General features: G+C 69.9%; 15 protein-coding genes. 9 read left to right on the forward strand and 6 right to left on the reverse strand.

Translation table 11 applies throughout. The annotated features are described in order from the left end of the window. Positions 1 to 6 precede the first annotated feature (6 nt). Together H512_RS0121240 and hemW are read left to right on the forward strand one after the other, a co-directional pair. The gene (locus H512_RS0121240; protein WP_026785113.1) at positions 7 to 666 is read left to right on the forward strand and encodes a non-canonical purine NTP pyrophosphatase; all 660 of its coding nucleotides are present in this window, start codon (positions 7 to 9) and stop codon (positions 664 to 666) included. Positions 667 to 677: 11 nt separating this feature from the next. Continuing rightward, a complete protein-coding gene (hemW, locus tag H512_RS25410) occupies positions 678 to 1,880 on the forward strand; it encodes a radical SAM family heme chaperone HemW (protein WP_053240126.1) in 1,203 nt (400 codons plus the stop codon). Positions 1,881 to 1,883: 3 nt separating this feature from the next. On the opposite strand, the gene H512_RS0121250 is transcribed toward hemW, so the two are convergent. The 4 genes from H512_RS0121250 to H512_RS0121265 all read right to left on the reverse strand — a co-directional run bounded on the left by H512_RS0121250 (position 1,884) and on the right by H512_RS0121265 (position 5,586). Continuing rightward, a complete protein-coding gene (locus tag H512_RS0121250; RefSeq protein ID WP_026785114.1) occupies positions 1,884 to 3,212 on the reverse strand; it encodes an NAD(P)/FAD-dependent oxidoreductase in 1,329 nt (442 codons plus the stop codon). A 180-nt stretch (positions 3,213 to 3,392) separates the two neighbouring features. After that, the gene (gene iolB / locus H512_RS0121255) at positions 3,393 to 4,190 is read right to left on the reverse strand and encodes a 5-deoxy-glucuronate isomerase (RefSeq protein WP_026785115.1); all 798 of its coding nucleotides are present in this window, start codon (positions 4,188 to 4,190) and stop codon (positions 3,393 to 3,395) included. 264 nt (positions 4,191 to 4,454) lie between these two features. Further along, positions 4,455 to 4,946, reverse strand: a complete 492-nt coding sequence (gene secB, locus H512_RS0121260) for a protein-export chaperone SecB (protein WP_026785116.1) — start codon at positions 4,944 to 4,946, stop codon at positions 4,455 to 4,457. 118 nt (positions 4,947 to 5,064) lie between these two features. Further along, positions 5,065 to 5,586: an FxsA family protein gene (locus tag H512_RS0121265; RefSeq protein WP_026785117.1), complete on the reverse strand. Its 522-nt coding sequence runs from the start codon at positions 5,584 to 5,586 to the stop codon at positions 5,065 to 5,067. Positions 5,587 to 5,825: 239 nt separating this feature from the next. Between H512_RS0121265 and H512_RS0121270 the strand changes: the two genes are divergently transcribed. From H512_RS0121270 to H512_RS0121285, 4 genes are read left to right on the forward strand one after another with little or no spacing between them, the layout of a single operon-like run. Further along, positions 5,826 to 6,530: a Tim44/TimA family putative adaptor protein gene (locus H512_RS0121270; RefSeq protein ID WP_026785118.1), complete on the forward strand. Its 705-nt coding sequence runs from the start codon at positions 5,826 to 5,828 to the stop codon at positions 6,528 to 6,530. 7 nt (positions 6,531 to 6,537) lie between these two features. Next, positions 6,538 to 7,629 (forward strand): MltA domain-containing protein, encoded by a 1,092-nt coding sequence (locus tag H512_RS0121275; RefSeq protein ID WP_026785119.1) that lies wholly within the window; start codon positions 6,538 to 6,540, stop codon positions 7,627 to 7,629. Between the two features lie 4 nt (positions 7,630 to 7,633). Continuing rightward, positions 7,634 to 8,191, forward strand: coding sequence for a Smr/MutS family protein (locus H512_RS0121280; protein ID WP_026785120.1), 558 nt, complete (start codon positions 7,634 to 7,636; stop codon positions 8,189 to 8,191). Between the two features lie 46 nt (positions 8,192 to 8,237). Next, entirely contained in the window at positions 8,238 to 8,597 is a 360-nt protein-coding gene (locus tag H512_RS0121285; RefSeq protein WP_026785121.1) for a helix-turn-helix domain-containing protein, read from the forward strand. On the opposite strand, the gene H512_RS0121290 is transcribed toward H512_RS0121285, so the two are convergent. After that, on the reverse strand, positions 8,594 to 9,766 hold the full coding sequence (locus H512_RS0121290; RefSeq protein WP_036793083.1) for an alpha/beta hydrolase: 1,173 nt from the start codon (positions 9,764 to 9,766) through the stop codon (positions 8,594 to 8,596). The genes H512_RS0121285 and H512_RS0121290 overlap by 4 nt on opposite strands. A gap of 256 nt (positions 9,767 to 10,022) precedes the next feature. On the opposite strand from H512_RS0121290, the gene H512_RS0121295 reads away from it, so the two are divergent. Then, the gene (locus H512_RS0121295) at positions 10,023 to 11,396 is read left to right on the forward strand and encodes a glutamine synthetase family protein (RefSeq protein WP_026785123.1); all 1,374 of its coding nucleotides are present in this window, start codon (positions 10,023 to 10,025) and stop codon (positions 11,394 to 11,396) included. Positions 11,397 to 11,402: 6 nt separating this feature from the next. Here H512_RS0121295 and ppk2 read toward each other — a convergent pair whose 3' ends face one another. Next, positions 11,403 to 12,245: a polyphosphate kinase 2 gene (ppk2, locus tag H512_RS0121300; protein ID WP_053240151.1), complete on the reverse strand. Its 843-nt coding sequence runs from the start codon at positions 12,243 to 12,245 to the stop codon at positions 11,403 to 11,405. Between the two features lie 241 nt (positions 12,246 to 12,486). On the opposite strand from ppk2, the gene H512_RS25415 reads away from it, so the two are divergent. Beyond that, entirely contained in the window at positions 12,487 to 13,863 is a 1,377-nt protein-coding gene (locus H512_RS25415; RefSeq protein WP_053240127.1) for an ATP-binding protein, read from the forward strand. Between the two features lie 165 nt (positions 13,864 to 14,028). Continuing rightward, positions 14,029 to 15,063 carry a substrate-binding domain-containing protein gene (locus H512_RS0121310; protein ID WP_026785125.1) on the forward strand — a complete coding sequence of 345 codons (1,035 nt, stop codon included), beginning with the start codon at positions 14,029 to 14,031 and terminating at the stop codon, positions 15,061 to 15,063. The last annotated feature ends 6 nt before the right edge of the window (positions 15,064 to 15,069 follow it).

A 15,069-nucleotide genomic window follows, 5' to 3' on the forward strand; every position in this document is an offset into this window, starting at 1 on the left:
AGAGACATGACCGAACACCGCCGTATCGACGGCAAGCGGCTTGTCGTCGCCACCCACAACAACGGCAAGCTCCGGGAATTCTATTTCCTGCTGGGCGGCCTCCCCATCGAACTGGTGTCGGCCGGCGACCTCGGCCTGCCGGTGCCGGTCGAGGACGGCACCACCTTCGTCGAGAATGGCCGCATCAAGGCGCTGGCTGCCGCCCGCGCCTCGGGCGCGGTGGCGCTGGCCGACGATTCCGGCCTCTGCGTCGAAGCGCTCGACGGCCGGCCCGGCGTCCACACCGCCGACTGGGCCGGGCCCGACCGCGACTGGTCGATGGCCATGCGCCTCGTCGAGGAGGAATTGCAGCGGGTCGGCGCCACGACGCCGGCGGCGCGCAAGGCGAATTTCGTGTCGCTCCTGTGCCTCGCCTGGCCGGACGGCCACACCCAGGAATATCTCGGGGAGCGCGAGGGCACGCTGGTCTGGCCGCCGCGCTCCGGCGACTTCGGCCACGGCTACGATCCGGTGTTCCTGCCCGACGGCGAGACGAAGACCTTCGGCGAGATGACCGAGGCCGAGAAGCACGGTTCGATCTGGACGTCTCCGGGGCCGCTGTCGCACCGCTCGCGGTCGCTGAAGCTCTTGGTCGAGGACGCCTTTCCTGCCGATCTCCGACCGTGAAGGACCACTGAATGCGCGAGCGGGACCTTCTTGCAGAAGCGGAACCGGCGGCGGCGGGTACGCCGGACGTCGGTTTCGGCGTCTACGTCCACTGGCCGTTCTGCGCCCGCAAGTGTCCCTATTGCGACTTCAACAGCCACGTGCGGCCGAAGGGCATCGACGAGGCCGGCTATCTTGCCGCCATGCAGCGGGAGATCGCCGCCCACGCCCGCCTGACGCCCGGCCGCACCGTGACCTCGGTGTTCCTCGGCGGCGGCACGCCGTCGCTGATGCAGCCGCAGAGCGTCGGCCGTCTCCTCGAACTGATCGGCAGCCACTGGCAGATGTCGGCCGATGCCGAGATCACCCTCGAAGCCAACCCGTCGTCGGTGGAGGCCGACCGCTTCCGTGGCTACCGGGCGGCCGGCGTCAACCGGCTGTCGCTCGGCGTACAGGCGCTCGACGAGGACGCCCTCAGGTTCCTCGGCCGGCTGCACAACGCGGGCGAGGCTTTGCGCGCGCTCGAACTGGCGCGTACGACCTTCCCGCGCCTCTCCTTCGACCTGATCTATGCCCGGCCCGGCCAGAGCCTTGCCGCCTGGGAGGCGGAACTCCGGCGGGCCATCGGCTTTGCCGCCGACCACCTGTCGCTCTACCAGCTGACCATCGAGCCGGACACCGCCTTCGAGAAGCTCCAGGCCGCCGGCAAGCTGACGATCCCCGACGCGGACGCCGCCGCCGACCTCTACGAGCTGACGCGCGCGATTACCGGCGAGGCCGGCCTGCCGGCCTACGAGATCTCCAACCATGCCGCGCCGGGCGGCGAGAGCCGGCACAACCTCCTCTACTGGCGCTATGGCGAATATGTCGGGCTCGGCCCCGGCGCCCACGGCCGCATCGTGCTCGGGGATGACCGCGCCCGCCTCGCCACCGTCGCCGAGCGCAACCCGGAAGCCTGGATGCAGCGCATCGCCGAGGTCGGCAACGGCGTCATCGAGACCGAGGAGATCGTCGGCGAAACGGCCGGCGACGAGATGCTGTTGATGGGCCTCCGCCTCGTCGAGGGCATCGACGTCGCCCGCTACCGCCGCCTGGCCGGCCGCGGCTTCGATCCGGAGCGCGTCTCCGACCTCGTCGCCCATGGCATGGTCGAGGTGCTGCCGGACGGCCGCATCCGCACCACGCCGGCCGGCGCCTTCGTGCTCGACGCCGTGGTTGCCGATCTGGCGGCTTGAGGGTTACAACCTCGACGCAGGCTTCGGCTTCGAGCCGTCGGAAAAGCGCGACAGGCGAAAATGCCGCGGGTCGACGAAGGGCGTCGCTCCCGTGACGAGGTCGGCGACCAGCCAGCCGGCGCCCGGCCCGATGCCGAAGCCGTGGCCGGAAAAGCCGGTGGCAACGACGAGACCGGCAAGGCTTTCCGTCTCGGAGATCACCGGCACCACATCCGGCGTCACGTCGATGAAGCCGGCCCAGGCCTGGACGATGCGTGCCTCCCGGAACGGCGGGAAGCGGCGCTTCAGTTCGCCCATGGTGCGGCGCAGGAAGCGGAGGTCGGGCTTGGGGTCGAGGACGCGCGTCTTCTCGTAAGGAGAGACCTTGTCGAGCGGCCGGGTCGGCCAGTCGTCGATGTCGCGGAAGAACCGCTCCCCGAAGCCGAGCGACAGGTGTTTCCAGTCGGAGGCGAGCGCCGGCAGGAAGTCGAGCGCGAAGCGGAAATGATCGGGCGTGAGGGCGGCGACGTTGGCGATGCCGTTGGCCACCGTCAGCCCACCGTCCGCCCGCTTGCGGATGCCGATCACGTCGTCCCAGATGCCGGCGTCGGGGCCGCCGGTCACCGGCGCGGTGCGCGATACCGTCGAGCGCATCTTGAGCTGCGGCAGTGTCAAGCCGAGGTCCTTCAGGAAGCGCCGCGACCAGGCGCCGGCCGCCAGCACCACGCGCTTGGTCCTGATGGTGCCGCGCTCGGTGACCACCGAGACGATCTCGCCGGCCGCCGTCTCGAGGCCGCGCGCCGCGCAGTCGGTGAGGATGACGGCGCCCTTGGCGCGTGCCGCCAAGGCGATGGCCGGCGCCGCCTTCTGCGGCTCGGCGCGGCCGTCGCTCGCACACCACAGGCCGGCCGGCGGCGGCGACAGGTCGTCCTTCATCACCGCCTTGACCGCCTCGCCCTCGATCACCTCGGCGGAAATTCCGTGCCCGGCCGCCGCCTTCACCCAGTTGCGATAGCCGTCGATTTCGCGCGCCCGGCGGGCGGCGAAGAAGATGCCGGTCTCGCGGAAGCCGGTGTCGCCGACACCGTGGGCACCCATCTCGCGCCATAGCCGCATCGCCTCGCGGATCAGGTCGAACTCGCGCGGATCGCGGTCGGCCTGCCTGACCCAGCCCCAGTTGCGGCTCGACTGCTCGCCGGCGATGTGGCCCTTCTCGAGGAGCACCGGCTTCAGGCCGCGCTCCGCCAGATAGAGGGCGGCGGTGGTACCGACGATGCCGCCGCCGACGATCACCACATCGGCCTCCTTCGGCACGACGATGTCGGACGCAACGGGATCGACCTGCGGCCCCATGATGAAAGCTCCCCGGAAGGCGCCGGCTGATGCCGGCCCGAAGGTTTTACGCCAAATGGCCGGCCGATCCAGTCCGGCAGCTTCCGAAGGCGGCGGCAAATGGAGTATTTTCGTCGCCATCCGGCGCGTCCGGTGCCCGGACGGGTTCGGGCCAGCGGCCTATGCCCGTTCGCGCCGACCTCACAGCCTGAACAGCCACTCGTGCTCGGGCGCGTTGTGGAACTTCCAGGTCCGTGTCGGCCCGGCCATGACGTTGAGATAATAGCTGTCGTAGCCGTGAAGCGTCGCCACCGGATGGTAGCCCCTCGGCACCATGGCGACGTCGCCGTCCTCGAGCGCCATCGCCTCGTCGAGGCTGCGGTCGTCGGTGTAGACGCGCTGGAACACCCAGCCCTGCGCCGGATTGACGCGGTGGTAGTAGGTTTCCTCGAGGCAGCTTTCGGTCGGCAGGTCGTCGACGTCGTGCTTGTGCGGCGGATAGGACGAGGTGTTGCCGGCCGGGGTGATCACCTCGACGACGATCAGCGAATCGGCCGGCTCGCCCTCCGGCAGGATGCCGGTGACCAGCCGCGTGTTGCGGCCCTTGCCGCGCGTCTCCTGGACGAGGCCGGCCGGGTCGATGTGGCGGGCCGGCCGGGCGCCGCGCTTGCCGGGCGCCGAGCAGACGCCGAGGGTGACCTCGGTGGCCGCCTTCACAGACCAGCTGGCGCCGGCCGGTACGTAGACGGCGTGCGGCTTGCCGGAGAACGGCGTCATGCGCTCGCCGATCAGCCCGAAATCCTCGGTGCCGGCGGTGACCACCGCCCGCCCCTCGATCAGCACCAGACAGGCCTCGCGATCCTCGGTATCGGCGAAACTGGTCTCGCCCGGCCTGAGCCGCACGACATCGAAGCCGACATAGGTCCAGCCGGCGCTGTCCGGCGTGATCGAGATCACCTTGCCGTGGTCGCCCGACGGACGGACGCGCAGATTCGGCATGACCTTTCCTCCCTCCATCGGCCCGACCCGGCCGAAGCCGGCCCAAGTGTAGCCCCGCGCGTGGCGCGCGTCGAGAAAGACAGCCTGCTCCTGGACCATGTCCGGCAAACTGGAATTTGCCGGACATGGTCCCGTCATGCGGTGTGACGCAATTCCGGACGCAAAACCGGTTCCCACTTTTGCTGGAATTGCTCCCAAATGCCAAACGGCGCGCCTCCTCCCGGAAGACGCGCCGTCCTTATCAGGCTCGAAAGCCGGTCCGCCTCAGTTGGCGGCGCCCTGCTGCTGCTGCTGCATCTGCTGCAGGCGGGCGAGATACTGCTGGTAGAGCTGGACGAAGTCGATCGGGTCGATCAGCAGCGGCGGGAAGCCGCCGCGGATGACGGCGTCGGCGATGATCTGGCGCGCGAAGGGGAACAGCAGGCGCGGGCCTTCGATGTTGACGTAAGGATGCAGGTGCTGCGACGGCACGTTCTGCACGCTGATCAGGCCGCCGTAGGTCAGTTCGACGTTGAAGATCACTTCCTCGCCGATCGCCGCCTTGGCCTCGAGATGCAGGTCGATCTCGTAGTCGCTCTGGCTGCGCTGGCGCGAGTTGACGTTGACGCCGATGGAAATCTGCGGCGCCGTCTCGCGCGCCCTCAGGCTGTCGGGCGCCTTGGGATTCTCGAACGACAGGTCCTTGACATACTGGGCAACCACGCTCATCGACGGCTGGGCCTCGGCGGCGCCGTTCTCGGGCTGAACCGAACTCATGTATCGCACTCCTCCGGCCAGCCGGGGCGAGGACGCCCGCCAGGGTGACCCATTGTTTGTCGAGGCCGTTTCCCGGCCTTTTCGCGGGTTCGAGCGCTATCAGGCTTGGCCGGCGAGATCAAGACCGATCGCCGCGCTCGTCGGACGGCGGCTCGGGCGGCAGGCTCCTCGAGCCGCCGGACCAGGGCGAATCGCCGTTGCCGCCGCCGCGGCTCCACTCGTCCTCGTCGAGGTCGACGACGCCGTCCTCGCTGCGGCGGCGGCCCGTCGACATGGTGGTCACCGTCAGGCGGGCGGCGATGGTGGCGATGATCAGCCGCCGAACCGGCGCGAACAGCAGCAGGAAGGCCATCAGGTCGGACAGGAAGCCCGGCAGGATCAGCAGGAAGGCGGCCAGCAGCACCATGAAGCCGTCGAGCAGCGTGCCGGCCGGCATGCGTCCGGCCGCCAGTTCGGCCTGCACGCGGCGCATCAGGCCGAAGCCCTCGTAACGGAGCAGCGCCAGCCCGCCGAAGGCGGCGAGCAGCACCAGGCCGACGGTGTTGATGACGCCGAGGTGGCTGCCCACCCAGACGAGCGCCGCGATCTCGGCGATCGGCCAGGCGAGGAGGAGAAGCGGCAGGGCGGGCGTGAGGCGCATGGCGGTTCCGGTCGATGAGTGTCCGGGACCATGATGCGCCGGCCGGGCGGCGGCATGCAAGGGCGGCCCCTCCCCCGATGGTCGCAGCGAGCGGCCTCGCCGCCGAATTCACCCCGAATTCACCCCAAGTCCGTCTTTCCCTTGCCGCCGCCGTCGCCTACATAGGCAGGCGACACTGATTGCGATGCTGCGCCGGCACTGCGCCACCTGGGGCGCCAACTGAGGGAAACGATGCTCGGATGAACGCCTTCCTCGATCTCACCAGCCTCATCTTCCTCGTCATCGCCGTGGTGATCTTCTGGCGCCTCAGGAATGTGCTCGGCACCCGCACCGGCAACGAGAAGCCGCCGTTCGATCCCTTCGCCGGCCGCAAGCCCGACGCCATCGAGCCGCCGCCGGCCGGCGACAACGTGGTGACGCTGCCGCGCGAAGGCCGGCCCGACCCGCGCGAGGCGGTGCTGGCCCGCATCGACGAGGTGGCGCCGGCCGGCCATGCCAACTCCGGCCTCAAGGCGATCGTCGCCGTCGACCGCAATTTCGACCTCGACGCCTTCCTGGGCGGCGCCCGCGCCGCCTACGAGATGATCGTCTCGGCCTTCGCGGCCGGCGACCGCGATACGCTGAAGCCGCTGCTCAGCCGCGAGGTGTTCGACGGCTTCTCCGGCGTGCTGGCGGCGCGCGAGGCGCGCGGCGAGAAGATCGACTTCACCTTCGTCGGTATCGACCGGGCCGACGTGGTCGACGCCGGCGTCGAGAACGGCATGGAACAGGTGACGGTGCGCTTCTCTTCACAGCTGATTTCGGTCACGCGCGGCCGCGACGGCTCGGTGGTCGAGGGCGATCCGCAGAAGGTCGCCGAGGTGACCGACGTCTGGACCTTCGCCCGCGAGGCGCGATCGTCGGACCCGAACTGGAAGCTGGTCGCCACCGACGCCGGGGACTGACCTCATCTTGGCCGACCTCGCATCCGTCGGCCGCCTCGTGGCGGTCACCTTTACCGATCTCCCCGGCTGGGCCGACGACGACCACGCCGCCGCCTTCGCCGCCTTCCGCCGCTCGGCTGTCCGCCTTGTCGAGAAGCCGCCGACCGGCAAGCTGCTCGGCCCGGACGCCGCGGCGCTGGCCGACAAGGGGCGACTGGCGCTCGCCCTAAGCGAGACGGTCGACGCCGCCGCCGCCCGCGCCTTCTTCGAGGCGCATTTCCAGCCCTTCCGCGTCGAGCCAGCCACGGGCGACGGCTTCATCACCGGCTTCTACGAGCCGGAGGTCGAGGCGCGGCTAAGGCCGTCGCTGGCCTTTCCGGTGCCGATCCTGGCGCCGCCCGCCGGCCTGCGCGAGCTGACCGAGGCCGACGACCGGCGCAACCTCGATCCGGCGCTGACCTGGGCCATCGACGACGGCGGCCGCCTTCTGCCCTGCCCGGAGCGCGGTGCGGTGATGGCCGGCGCCCTCGACGGCCGGGCGGCGCCGATCGCCCATGTCGCCAGCGCCGTCGACGCCTTCTTCATCCACGTGCAGGGGGCGGCCCGGCTGAAGCTGCCGGACGGCGAGGTGCTGCGCGTCACCTTCGCCGCCAAGAGCGGCCACCCCTATTTTCCGGTGGCGCGGCTGATGCTGGAGCGCGGCGTCGCGGCGAGCCCGGCCGAGGCCACCGCCGATGCATTGCGCGCCTGGCTGGCCGGCCTGTCGCCGCAGGAGCGGCGGGCGGCGCTGTCGCGCAACCGCTCCTACATCTTCTTCCGCGAGGCGCCGGTGCCCGATCCGGCGCTGGGGCCGGTGGCCGCCGCCGGCGTGCCGCTGACGCCCGGCCGGTCGCTGGCCGTCGACCGCGCGCTGATCACCTTCCACGCGCCGGTCTACGTCGAGGCCGATCTCCCCGGCGGACCGTTCCGGCGGCTGATGGTGGCGCAGGATACCGGCTCGGCCATCCTCGGCCCGGCGCGCGGCGACATCTTCTTCGGCTCGGGCGAAGCCGCCTTCGCGGCGGCGGCGCGGGTGCGCGATCCCGCCCGCTTCGCCCTTCTCAAGCCGCGGGAGGGCTGAGGGCATGTCCCGCCGCAAAGGTCGGCCGCTCGCCCCGGAGGAGGAGGAACTCTGGCGGGCGGTGAAGAAGACCGTGACGCCGCTGCGGCCGGAAAAGCTGACGCCGCCGCCGGCGCTCGCCGCCGCTCAGCCGGAACCCGAGCGGCCGCTCGTCCGCCTGCCGCCGGCCACCACCGCCGCATCGCCGCAGAAGCCGGCACTGCCTAAGCTGCATCCGTTCGGCAAGCGCGAGCGGCAGGCGGTCAACCGCGGCCGCACGGCGATCGACGGCCGGCTCGACCTGCACGGCTTTCGCCAGGACGAGGCGCACGCCCGCCTGTCCGGCTTTCTCCACTATGCCCAGGCCGCCGGCTGGAAGGTGGTGCTGGTGATCACCGGCAAGGGCCGGCCGGGCGGCGACTTCCAGAGCCTGCACGACCACGAGCGCGGCGTGCTCAGGCGCGTCGTGCCGATGTGGCTGAGCCTGCCGGATTTCCGCTCGGTGGTACTCGGCTACGAGGACGCCGGACCGGTGCATGGCGGCGGCGGCGCCCTCTACATCCGCATCCGCAAGAGGAAATGACCGGAGACCGGGTCCGGCAGGCCGGGACCCGCGTGAGAGGTGAAGGATGACCCCGTTCGGCGCCCGGCTGCGCGACCTCCGTCAGGCGCGCGGCATGACCATGAAGGCGATGGCGGCGGCGATCGGCGTGTCGCCGGCCTATCTGTCGGCGCTCGAGCACGGCAAGCGCGGCCGGCCGAGCTGGGACCTGCTGCAGCGGATCATCGGCCACCTCAACATCATCTGGGACGAAGCCGAGGAGCTGGAACGGCTGGCCGGCCTGTCGCATCCGCGCGTCGTGGTCGACACCGAGGGCCTCGGCCCCAAGGCGACCGAGCTTGCCAACCGCCTCGCCAGGAGCATCGGCCGCCTCGACGAGGCAACGCTCGACCGGCTGCTCGACATCCTCGGCAAGGATCGAGACTAGCCGCCCACCGCCCGGAGCGGCAGCGTCAAGAGATAGGCCGGCAGCGTCACCACCGCGCCGGCGGTGCTGCCGACCAGATCGCCAAGCCCCTGGCCGACGCCGCGAGCCGTATCCGAGAAGCTGTCGCGGCCGGTGGCCAGCCGGTCGCCGTGTCTCAGGCGCTCGCCGAGACGGGTGACGAACTCGGGCAGGGCGACGGCAAACTTGTTGTGGGCGAACGAATCGGTGGCCGCGGTGGCCGAGAGGTCGATGACGATCACCCCGAGGTCGGCGATGGCCGCCTTGTCGTCGGTATAGGCGCCGAGGCGCGGCTTCTCGCCGGCGATCAGCCCCGACAGCCACAGCGCCTGGTCGTCGGAGGAGGAGAACAGCAGGAAGGGATATTTCGGCCGGCCGATCACCCGCATCTCCGCCTTGAACACGCCGACGTCGATATCGGGGGCGGCCAGCACCACGGTGCGCAGCTTGCCGCCGAAATCGCCGTGGCCGGCGATCTTGGCCTGCCGCAGCGCCTCGACGGTCGCCCAGTTGCCCATGGAATGGGCGAAAACATAGAGGTTTTCGACGCCGCTGTCGGCGGCAAGGCTCAGGAGCTGTTCGAGGCCGTCGCGGGCCAGCGTGGCGCTGTCGCGATCGTAGACGTAGTCGAACAGCGAGCCGCGCGACGCCCAGGTGAACAGCACCGGCACGCCGTCGAAGCCGGTGTCGTGGACGATCTGGGTGGCGCGGAACACCGCCTCGTCGAAATCGGTGTTGAAGCCGTGGACGATCACCGCCACCGAGCGCCGGCCCTTCGGCAGGGCGGCAAGACGCGCCGACAGCCGCGCCTTGAAGGCGGCGGCGCCGTCGACATAGGCGAGCGACCGTGCCACGAACTGCTTCTGCGGATCGCCGGGCAGCGGCGACGGCCATTCGATGTTGCCGGTCTTGTGGCCGGGCGGCACGGAGATCGAGAGGTCGGCGAAATCGAGCTGGCCGGCCCGCTCGCCGTTGAACATCGCCGGCCCTGTCGCCACCCGCTCGCGCGTCGCCGCCACCAGGAGCGCGTGCTCGGTGGCCTCCGGCGCCGCCGCCGTCACGACCTCGAGGGCGCCGCCGCTGGGACGCGAGCCGGCGCAGGCGGCAAGCAGCAGAAGGACGGGCAGAAGGACGTAAAACGGGAAACGCATGACGATCCATAACCGGTGGTGGCGGCACTCTAGCCGACAACCGGCGGCAGGGCCAAGCCGCATTTTCCCGGCCTCCCGGCTTTATGCGCCGCTGGATGCATTTCGGGCACGGCGCGCCGCGAAACGCCGCTCGGCGCCGCGCCAAAGGTCGTGTCCCCCGGCTTCGATCGACGGCCTGCACTGGACAATCATCGGTGGGAAGTGCCATGACGTCGGAGATTGTCCGTCGTTCGCGCTGTTTCCGGGATCGTCAACCATGCCCGCCGTCAAGATCGCCGACGTCGCCGAGGCCGAGGCTTTCCTCGCCGCCCATCCCGACGTCGTCCAGTTCGAGTGCCTGCTGACCGACTGCTCCGGCGTGCAGCGCGGCAAGCTGCTGCGCCGTGCCGAGCTGATCGGCGCCTACCGGGCGGGACGGCCGCTGCCCTGCTCGGTGCTGTCGCTCGACATCAAGGGCGCCGACGTCGAGGAGACCGGCCTCCTATGGGAGACGGGCGACGCCGACCGCATCTGCCGGCCGGTGGCCGGCACGCTGGTCCGCTCGCCGTGGCGGACGGTGCCGACCGGCCAGTTCATCCTCACCTCCTTCGAGACCGACGGCATGGGCTCGGCCAGCGATCCGCGCCACGCGCTCGGCCGCGTCGTCGAGAACGCCCGTGCCCTCGGCTTCCATCCGGCCGCCGCCGTCGAGCTGGAGTTCTACCTTCTCGACGGCAAGGCGGCGGCCGAGGGCCGCCTGACGCCGCCCACCGCTCCCAACGGCTTCCGCCAGACCGACCTCCAGGCCTGCCTGGTGCAGGATCTCTCCGACTTCTCGGACCTGCTCGAAGCAATCTATGCCGCCGCCGAGACGGCCGGCCTGCCGGCCCGCACGCTGATCTCGGAGTATTCGCCCGGCCAGTTCGAGATCGTGCTGGAACACCGCGCCGATCCGCTGCGGGCGGCCGACGACGCCATTCTCTGGAAGCGTCTGGTCAAGGGCGTCGCCGAGCGCCACGGCTACGTCGCCACCTTCATGGCCAAGCCCTATGCCGACTTCGCCGGCTCGGGCGCCCATTTCCACGTCAGCCTCTCAGACGATGCCGGCCGCAACCTGTTCGCCGGCGACGAGCCCGAGGGCAATCCGCTGCTCAGGCAGGCGATCGCCGGCCTTGAGACGACCATGGCCGAGAGCATGGCCATCCTCGCCCCCAACGCCAACAGCTTCAGGCGCTTCAAGCCCAACTCCTACGCGCCGCTCGGCCCGGCCTGGGCCATCGACAACCGCTCGGTGCCGATCCGCGTCACCGGCGGCCCGCCCGAGACGCGCCATCTCGAACAGCGCGTCGCCGGCGCCGACGTCAACCCTTACGTCGGGCTCGCCGTGGTGATCGCCGGCATGATCGAGGGCATCGAGCGGCGGCTAACCCCGTCGCCGCCGATCGTCGGCAACGGCTACGCGCAGGTGCCGCCGTCGCTGCCGCGCTTCTGGCCGGAGGCGCTCCGCCGGGCGCGCGCTTCCGACTTCCTGAAGCGGCGGCTCGGGGAGCGCTTCACCGACATCTACCTCACCATCAAGGAAGCCGAGTGCGACCGCTTCTTCGCCGAAGTGAGCGACCGCGACATCCACTGGTACCTGCGGCTGGCGTGACCTTCGTCAGCCCTTGTCCTTGATCTTCAGGAACTTCGGGCCCTTGCCGAGGATCTTGTCGTCGATCTCGCCGATGGCGGCGAGGTTCTTGCGGGCGTAGTCGAGCTGACCGAGCAGGTAGCGGATGGCGTTGAGCCGCGCCCGCTTCTTGTCGTTGGACCGGACGACGATCCACGGGCTGAGGTCGGAGTGGCTGGCCTTCAGCATGCGGTCGCGGGCCGCGGTATACTCGTCCCACATGCCGAGCGCCTTGAGATCGACCGGCGACAGCTTCCAGATGCGCAGCGGATCGTGGCGGCGATCGTGAAAGCGCTTCAGCTGCATCTCGCGGCCGATGTCGAGCCAGATCTTGATCAGCACGATGCCGTCGTTGATCAGCATCTTCTCGAAGCTCGGCACCTCCTCCAGGAACAGGTTCGCCTCTTCCGGCGTGCAGAAACCCATCACCGGCTCGACCACGGCGCGGTTGTACCAGGACCGGTCGAAGAAGACGATCTCGCCGCGCGTCGGCAGCTCCTTGACGTAGCGCTGGAAATACCACTGGCCGCGCTCGACGTCGGACGGCTTGGACAGCGCCACGTGGCGGGCCGAACGCGGGTTCATGTATTCGAGGAAGGTGGAAATGGTGCCGCCCTTGCCGGCGGCGTCGCGCCCCTCGAACAACAGGACGATGCGCTGGCCGGTGTCGTTGGCCCATTTCTGCAGCTTGACCAGCTCGATCTGCAGAACGCGCAGTTCCTCGACATAGGCCTTTTCCTTGATCGCCTCCTTGTAGGGGTAGCCGCCGGAGCCGAGCGCCTCCATCTCGATCTCCTCGGGGAGATAGGGATTGTCGAGGTCGAAGGTCATCTTGCCGAGCGTGATCGGCGGCGCGTCGGGCGCCTGCGTCGCCAGCACGGCGGCGCCCTCTCGGGCGGCGATCAGTTCGGCGTTCGATATGAAGCGACGCGACAGCCCGCCCGTCGATTTGTCTTTCTTTCCCATACGCTTTCCCCCAGACTCCGGCCGCCACCGCCATGCAACGAGTGTCACAAAAGACGATTATCAATGTGACAGGATCCGAGTTTCCGCTTAAGGACGCGTGAATGCAATGAGCCTGCCGCCGGATAGGCCGGAGAGAAATGACACCCCGCCGGAGGGACGCGGCCGTCTGGCCGAGGCTCTGGCCGAGGGGCGCCTCAAGGTGGTGCTGGCGGCGGCCGCCGTATTCTGGCTGGTGCTGTTCCTCGCCGCCGGCCTTCGGCCGATCGTGGCGCTGCTCGGCCTCCTCGCCACCGCCGGCGCCGCCCTCGCCGTATTGCCGGCCGGCGGCACGGCGGCGCGGCCGCAGCCGCTCGACCGCTATCCGGCCCGCCGCTGGCCGGACACCGGCATGAAGCTGCTGCTCGACGGCATGGAGGAGCCGGCCTTCCTCACCGACGCCGACGGCATGCTGCGCTACCAGAACGCCGCCGCCGCCGCCGAGTTCGGCCCGGCGCGCGTCGGCGATCCCCTGGCCTTCAAGCTGCGCGTGCCGGACATCCTCGAGGCGCTCAACCGCGCCGGCCAGGGCGAAAGCGTGCCGCCGGTGCGCTTCACCGAGCGCGGCCCGGCCGAACGGCATTTCATCGTCCGCTGTTCGCCGCTGCGCCTGCCGCGCCCCGAGCCGCGCCGGCGGCCGGACTTCGTGCTGGTGCGCCTCCGGGACGAGAGCGAGGCCGTCCGCCTCGACCGCATGCGCACCGACTTCATCGCCAACGCCAGCCACGAACTCAGGACGCCGCTCGCTTCGCTGACCGGCTTCGTCGAGACGCTGCTCGGCCCGGCCCGCCGCGACGAGGCCAACCGCGAGCGCTTCCTGGCCATCATGCTGGAGCAGGCCCGCCGCATGGGCCGGCTGATCGACGACCTGATGTCGCTGTCGCGCCTCGAAATGAAGGCGCACGTCCGGCCGACCGGCGCCGTCGACCTCGCCGAGGTGCTGCCGGCGGTGGCCGACATGATGGCGCCGGTGGCGGCCGGCCGACAGGCGACGATCAGCGTGGCCGCGAGCCCGGCGGCGCCGGTCAGCGGCGACCGCGACGAGCTGATGCAGGTGTTCGCCAATCTCGTCGAGAACGCCGTCAAATACGGCCGCGACGGCGGTCGCATCGGCCTCTCCCTCACCGGGGAGACCGGCGACGACGGCCGGCCCGGCTTCCGCGCCGGCGTGACCGACGACGGGCCCGGCATTCCCGCCGATCACCTGCCGCGCCTCACCGAGCGCTTCTATAGGGTGGATGCGGCGAGAAGCCGCGAGCAGCACGGCACCGGCCTCGGCCTTGCCATCGTCAAGCACATCGTCAACCGCCACCACGGCCGTCTCGCCATCCGCTCGGAGGTGGGCGTCGGCACCACGGTAAGCGTCTGGCTGCCGCGGCGGCCGGGGCCGGAGGCCGAGATGACAAAAACCGCCGAGGACGCGGCGACCGAAACCGGGGCGATCTGAATTCCTATTTCAAATCAATATATTGCATTGTCACAATCTTGTAGCGGTTCCGTCATAGAAGGGTAGTGTCCGATCGCTAGGGTCCGTGGGCGTGACGGGTTGGGCACAGCTGCCGGGCTTTCCGGGCTCCCGCCGTCGCGATCCTAGACCGTTAGGAGTGCACCCGTGAAATTCTCCACCGCTGCCGGCGCCTTCGTGCTCGGCCTCTCCGCCACCGGTACCGCCGCCCTGGCGGCCGAGCAGATTCACATCGCCGGCTCGTCCACCGTCCTGCCTTACGCCACCATCGTGGCCGAGGCCTTCGCCGAGGCCAACCCGAACTTCAAGGCGCCGATCGTCGAAGGCGGCGGCACCGGCGCCGGCCTCAAGGAGTTCTGCAAGGGCGTCGGCGACGCCACCATCGACATCGCCGACGCCTCCCGGCCGATCAAGGCCGAGGAACTCGACGCCTGCAAGGCGGCCGGCGTCACCGAGGTGCAGGAAATCCGCATCGGCTACGACGGCATCGTCTTCGCCTCCGACATCAAGGGCCCGGACTTCGCCTACGAGCCGGCCGACTGGTTCAACGCCCTCGGCGCCCGGGTGCTGAAGGACGGCCAGCTCGTCGACAACCCCAACGCCAAGTGGTCCGACGTCAAGGCCGGCTTCCCGGACTGGGACATCGCCGCCTACATCCCCGGCGAGAAGCACGGCACGCGCGAAGTGTTCGAGGAGAAGCTGCTCCTGGCCGGCTGCAAGGCCACCAAGGCCTATGACGCCTTCATCGCCTCCGGCCTCGCCGCCGCCGACGCCCAGAAGGCCTGCGTCAAAGTGCGCAAGGACGGCAAGGCGATCGACATCGACGGCGAGTATAACGAGACGCTCGCCCGCATCGATTCCAACAAGACCGGCATCGGCGTGTTCGGCCTGGACTTCTACCAGAACAACAAGGACAAGCTGAAGGTCGCCACCGTCTCCGGCATCGCCCCGACGGTCGACACCATCGCCAAGGGCGAATATCCGGTGTCGCGGCCGCTGTTCTTCTATGTCAAGAAGGCGCATCTCGGCGTCGTCCCCGGCCTCAAGGACTACGTCGAGTTCTTCCTGGCCGACCAGATGATCGGCCCGCGTTCGCCGACCGTCGCCAAGGGCCTGGTGCCGGCGCCGAAGGAAGAGCGCCAGAAGATGCTCGCCGACTTCCAGGCCGGCAAGACGCTCTGAGCGATC

The organism is Pleomorphomonas koreensis DSM 23070, assembly GCF_000425185.1.
GTDB classification, from domain to species: Bacteria; Pseudomonadota; Alphaproteobacteria; order Rhizobiales; family Pleomorphomonadaceae; genus Pleomorphomonas; species Pleomorphomonas koreensis.

What these genes read in the sequence shown, in the direction of transcription:
- H512_RS0121240 (WP_026785113.1), top strand. Translation starts at nt 7, where the DNA reads ATGACCGAACACCGCCGTATCGACGGCAAGCGGCTTGTCGTCGCCACC.
- hemW (WP_053240126.1), top strand. Translation starts at nt 678, where the DNA reads ATGCGCGAGCGGGACCTTCTTGCAGAAGCGGAACCGGCGGCGGCGGGT.
- H512_RS0121250 (WP_026785114.1), bottom strand. Translation starts at nt 3,212, where the DNA reads ATGGGGCCGCAGGTCGATCCCGTTGCGTCCGACATCGTCGTGCCGAAG.
- iolB (WP_026785115.1), bottom strand. Translation starts at nt 4,190, where the DNA reads ATGCCGAATCTGCGCGTCCGTCCGTCGGGCGACCACGGCAAGGTGATC.
- secB (WP_026785116.1), bottom strand. Translation starts at nt 4,946, where the DNA reads ATGAGTTCGGTTCAGCCCGAGAACGGCGCCGCCGAGGCCCAGCCGTCG.
- H512_RS0121265 (WP_026785117.1), bottom strand. Translation starts at nt 5,586, where the DNA reads ATGCGCCTCACGCCCGCCCTGCCGCTTCTCCTCCTCGCCTGGCCGATC.
- H512_RS0121270 (WP_026785118.1), top strand. Translation starts at nt 5,826, where the DNA reads ATGAACGCCTTCCTCGATCTCACCAGCCTCATCTTCCTCGTCATCGCC.
- H512_RS0121280 (WP_026785120.1), top strand. Translation starts at nt 7,634, where the DNA reads ATGTCCCGCCGCAAAGGTCGGCCGCTCGCCCCGGAGGAGGAGGAACTC.
- H512_RS0121285 (WP_026785121.1), top strand. Translation starts at nt 8,238, where the DNA reads ATGACCCCGTTCGGCGCCCGGCTGCGCGACCTCCGTCAGGCGCGCGGC.
- H512_RS0121290 (WP_036793083.1), bottom strand. Translation starts at nt 9,766, where the DNA reads ATGCGTTTCCCGTTTTACGTCCTTCTGCCCGTCCTTCTGCTGCTTGCC.
- H512_RS0121295 (WP_026785123.1), top strand. Translation starts at nt 10,023, where the DNA reads ATGCCCGCCGTCAAGATCGCCGACGTCGCCGAGGCCGAGGCTTTCCTC.
- ppk2 (WP_053240151.1), bottom strand. Translation starts at nt 12,245, where the DNA reads ATGACCTTCGACCTCGACAATCCCTATCTCCCCGAGGAGATCGAGATG.
- H512_RS25415 (WP_053240127.1), top strand. Translation starts at nt 12,487, where the DNA reads ATGAGCCTGCCGCCGGATAGGCCGGAGAGAAATGACACCCCGCCGGAG.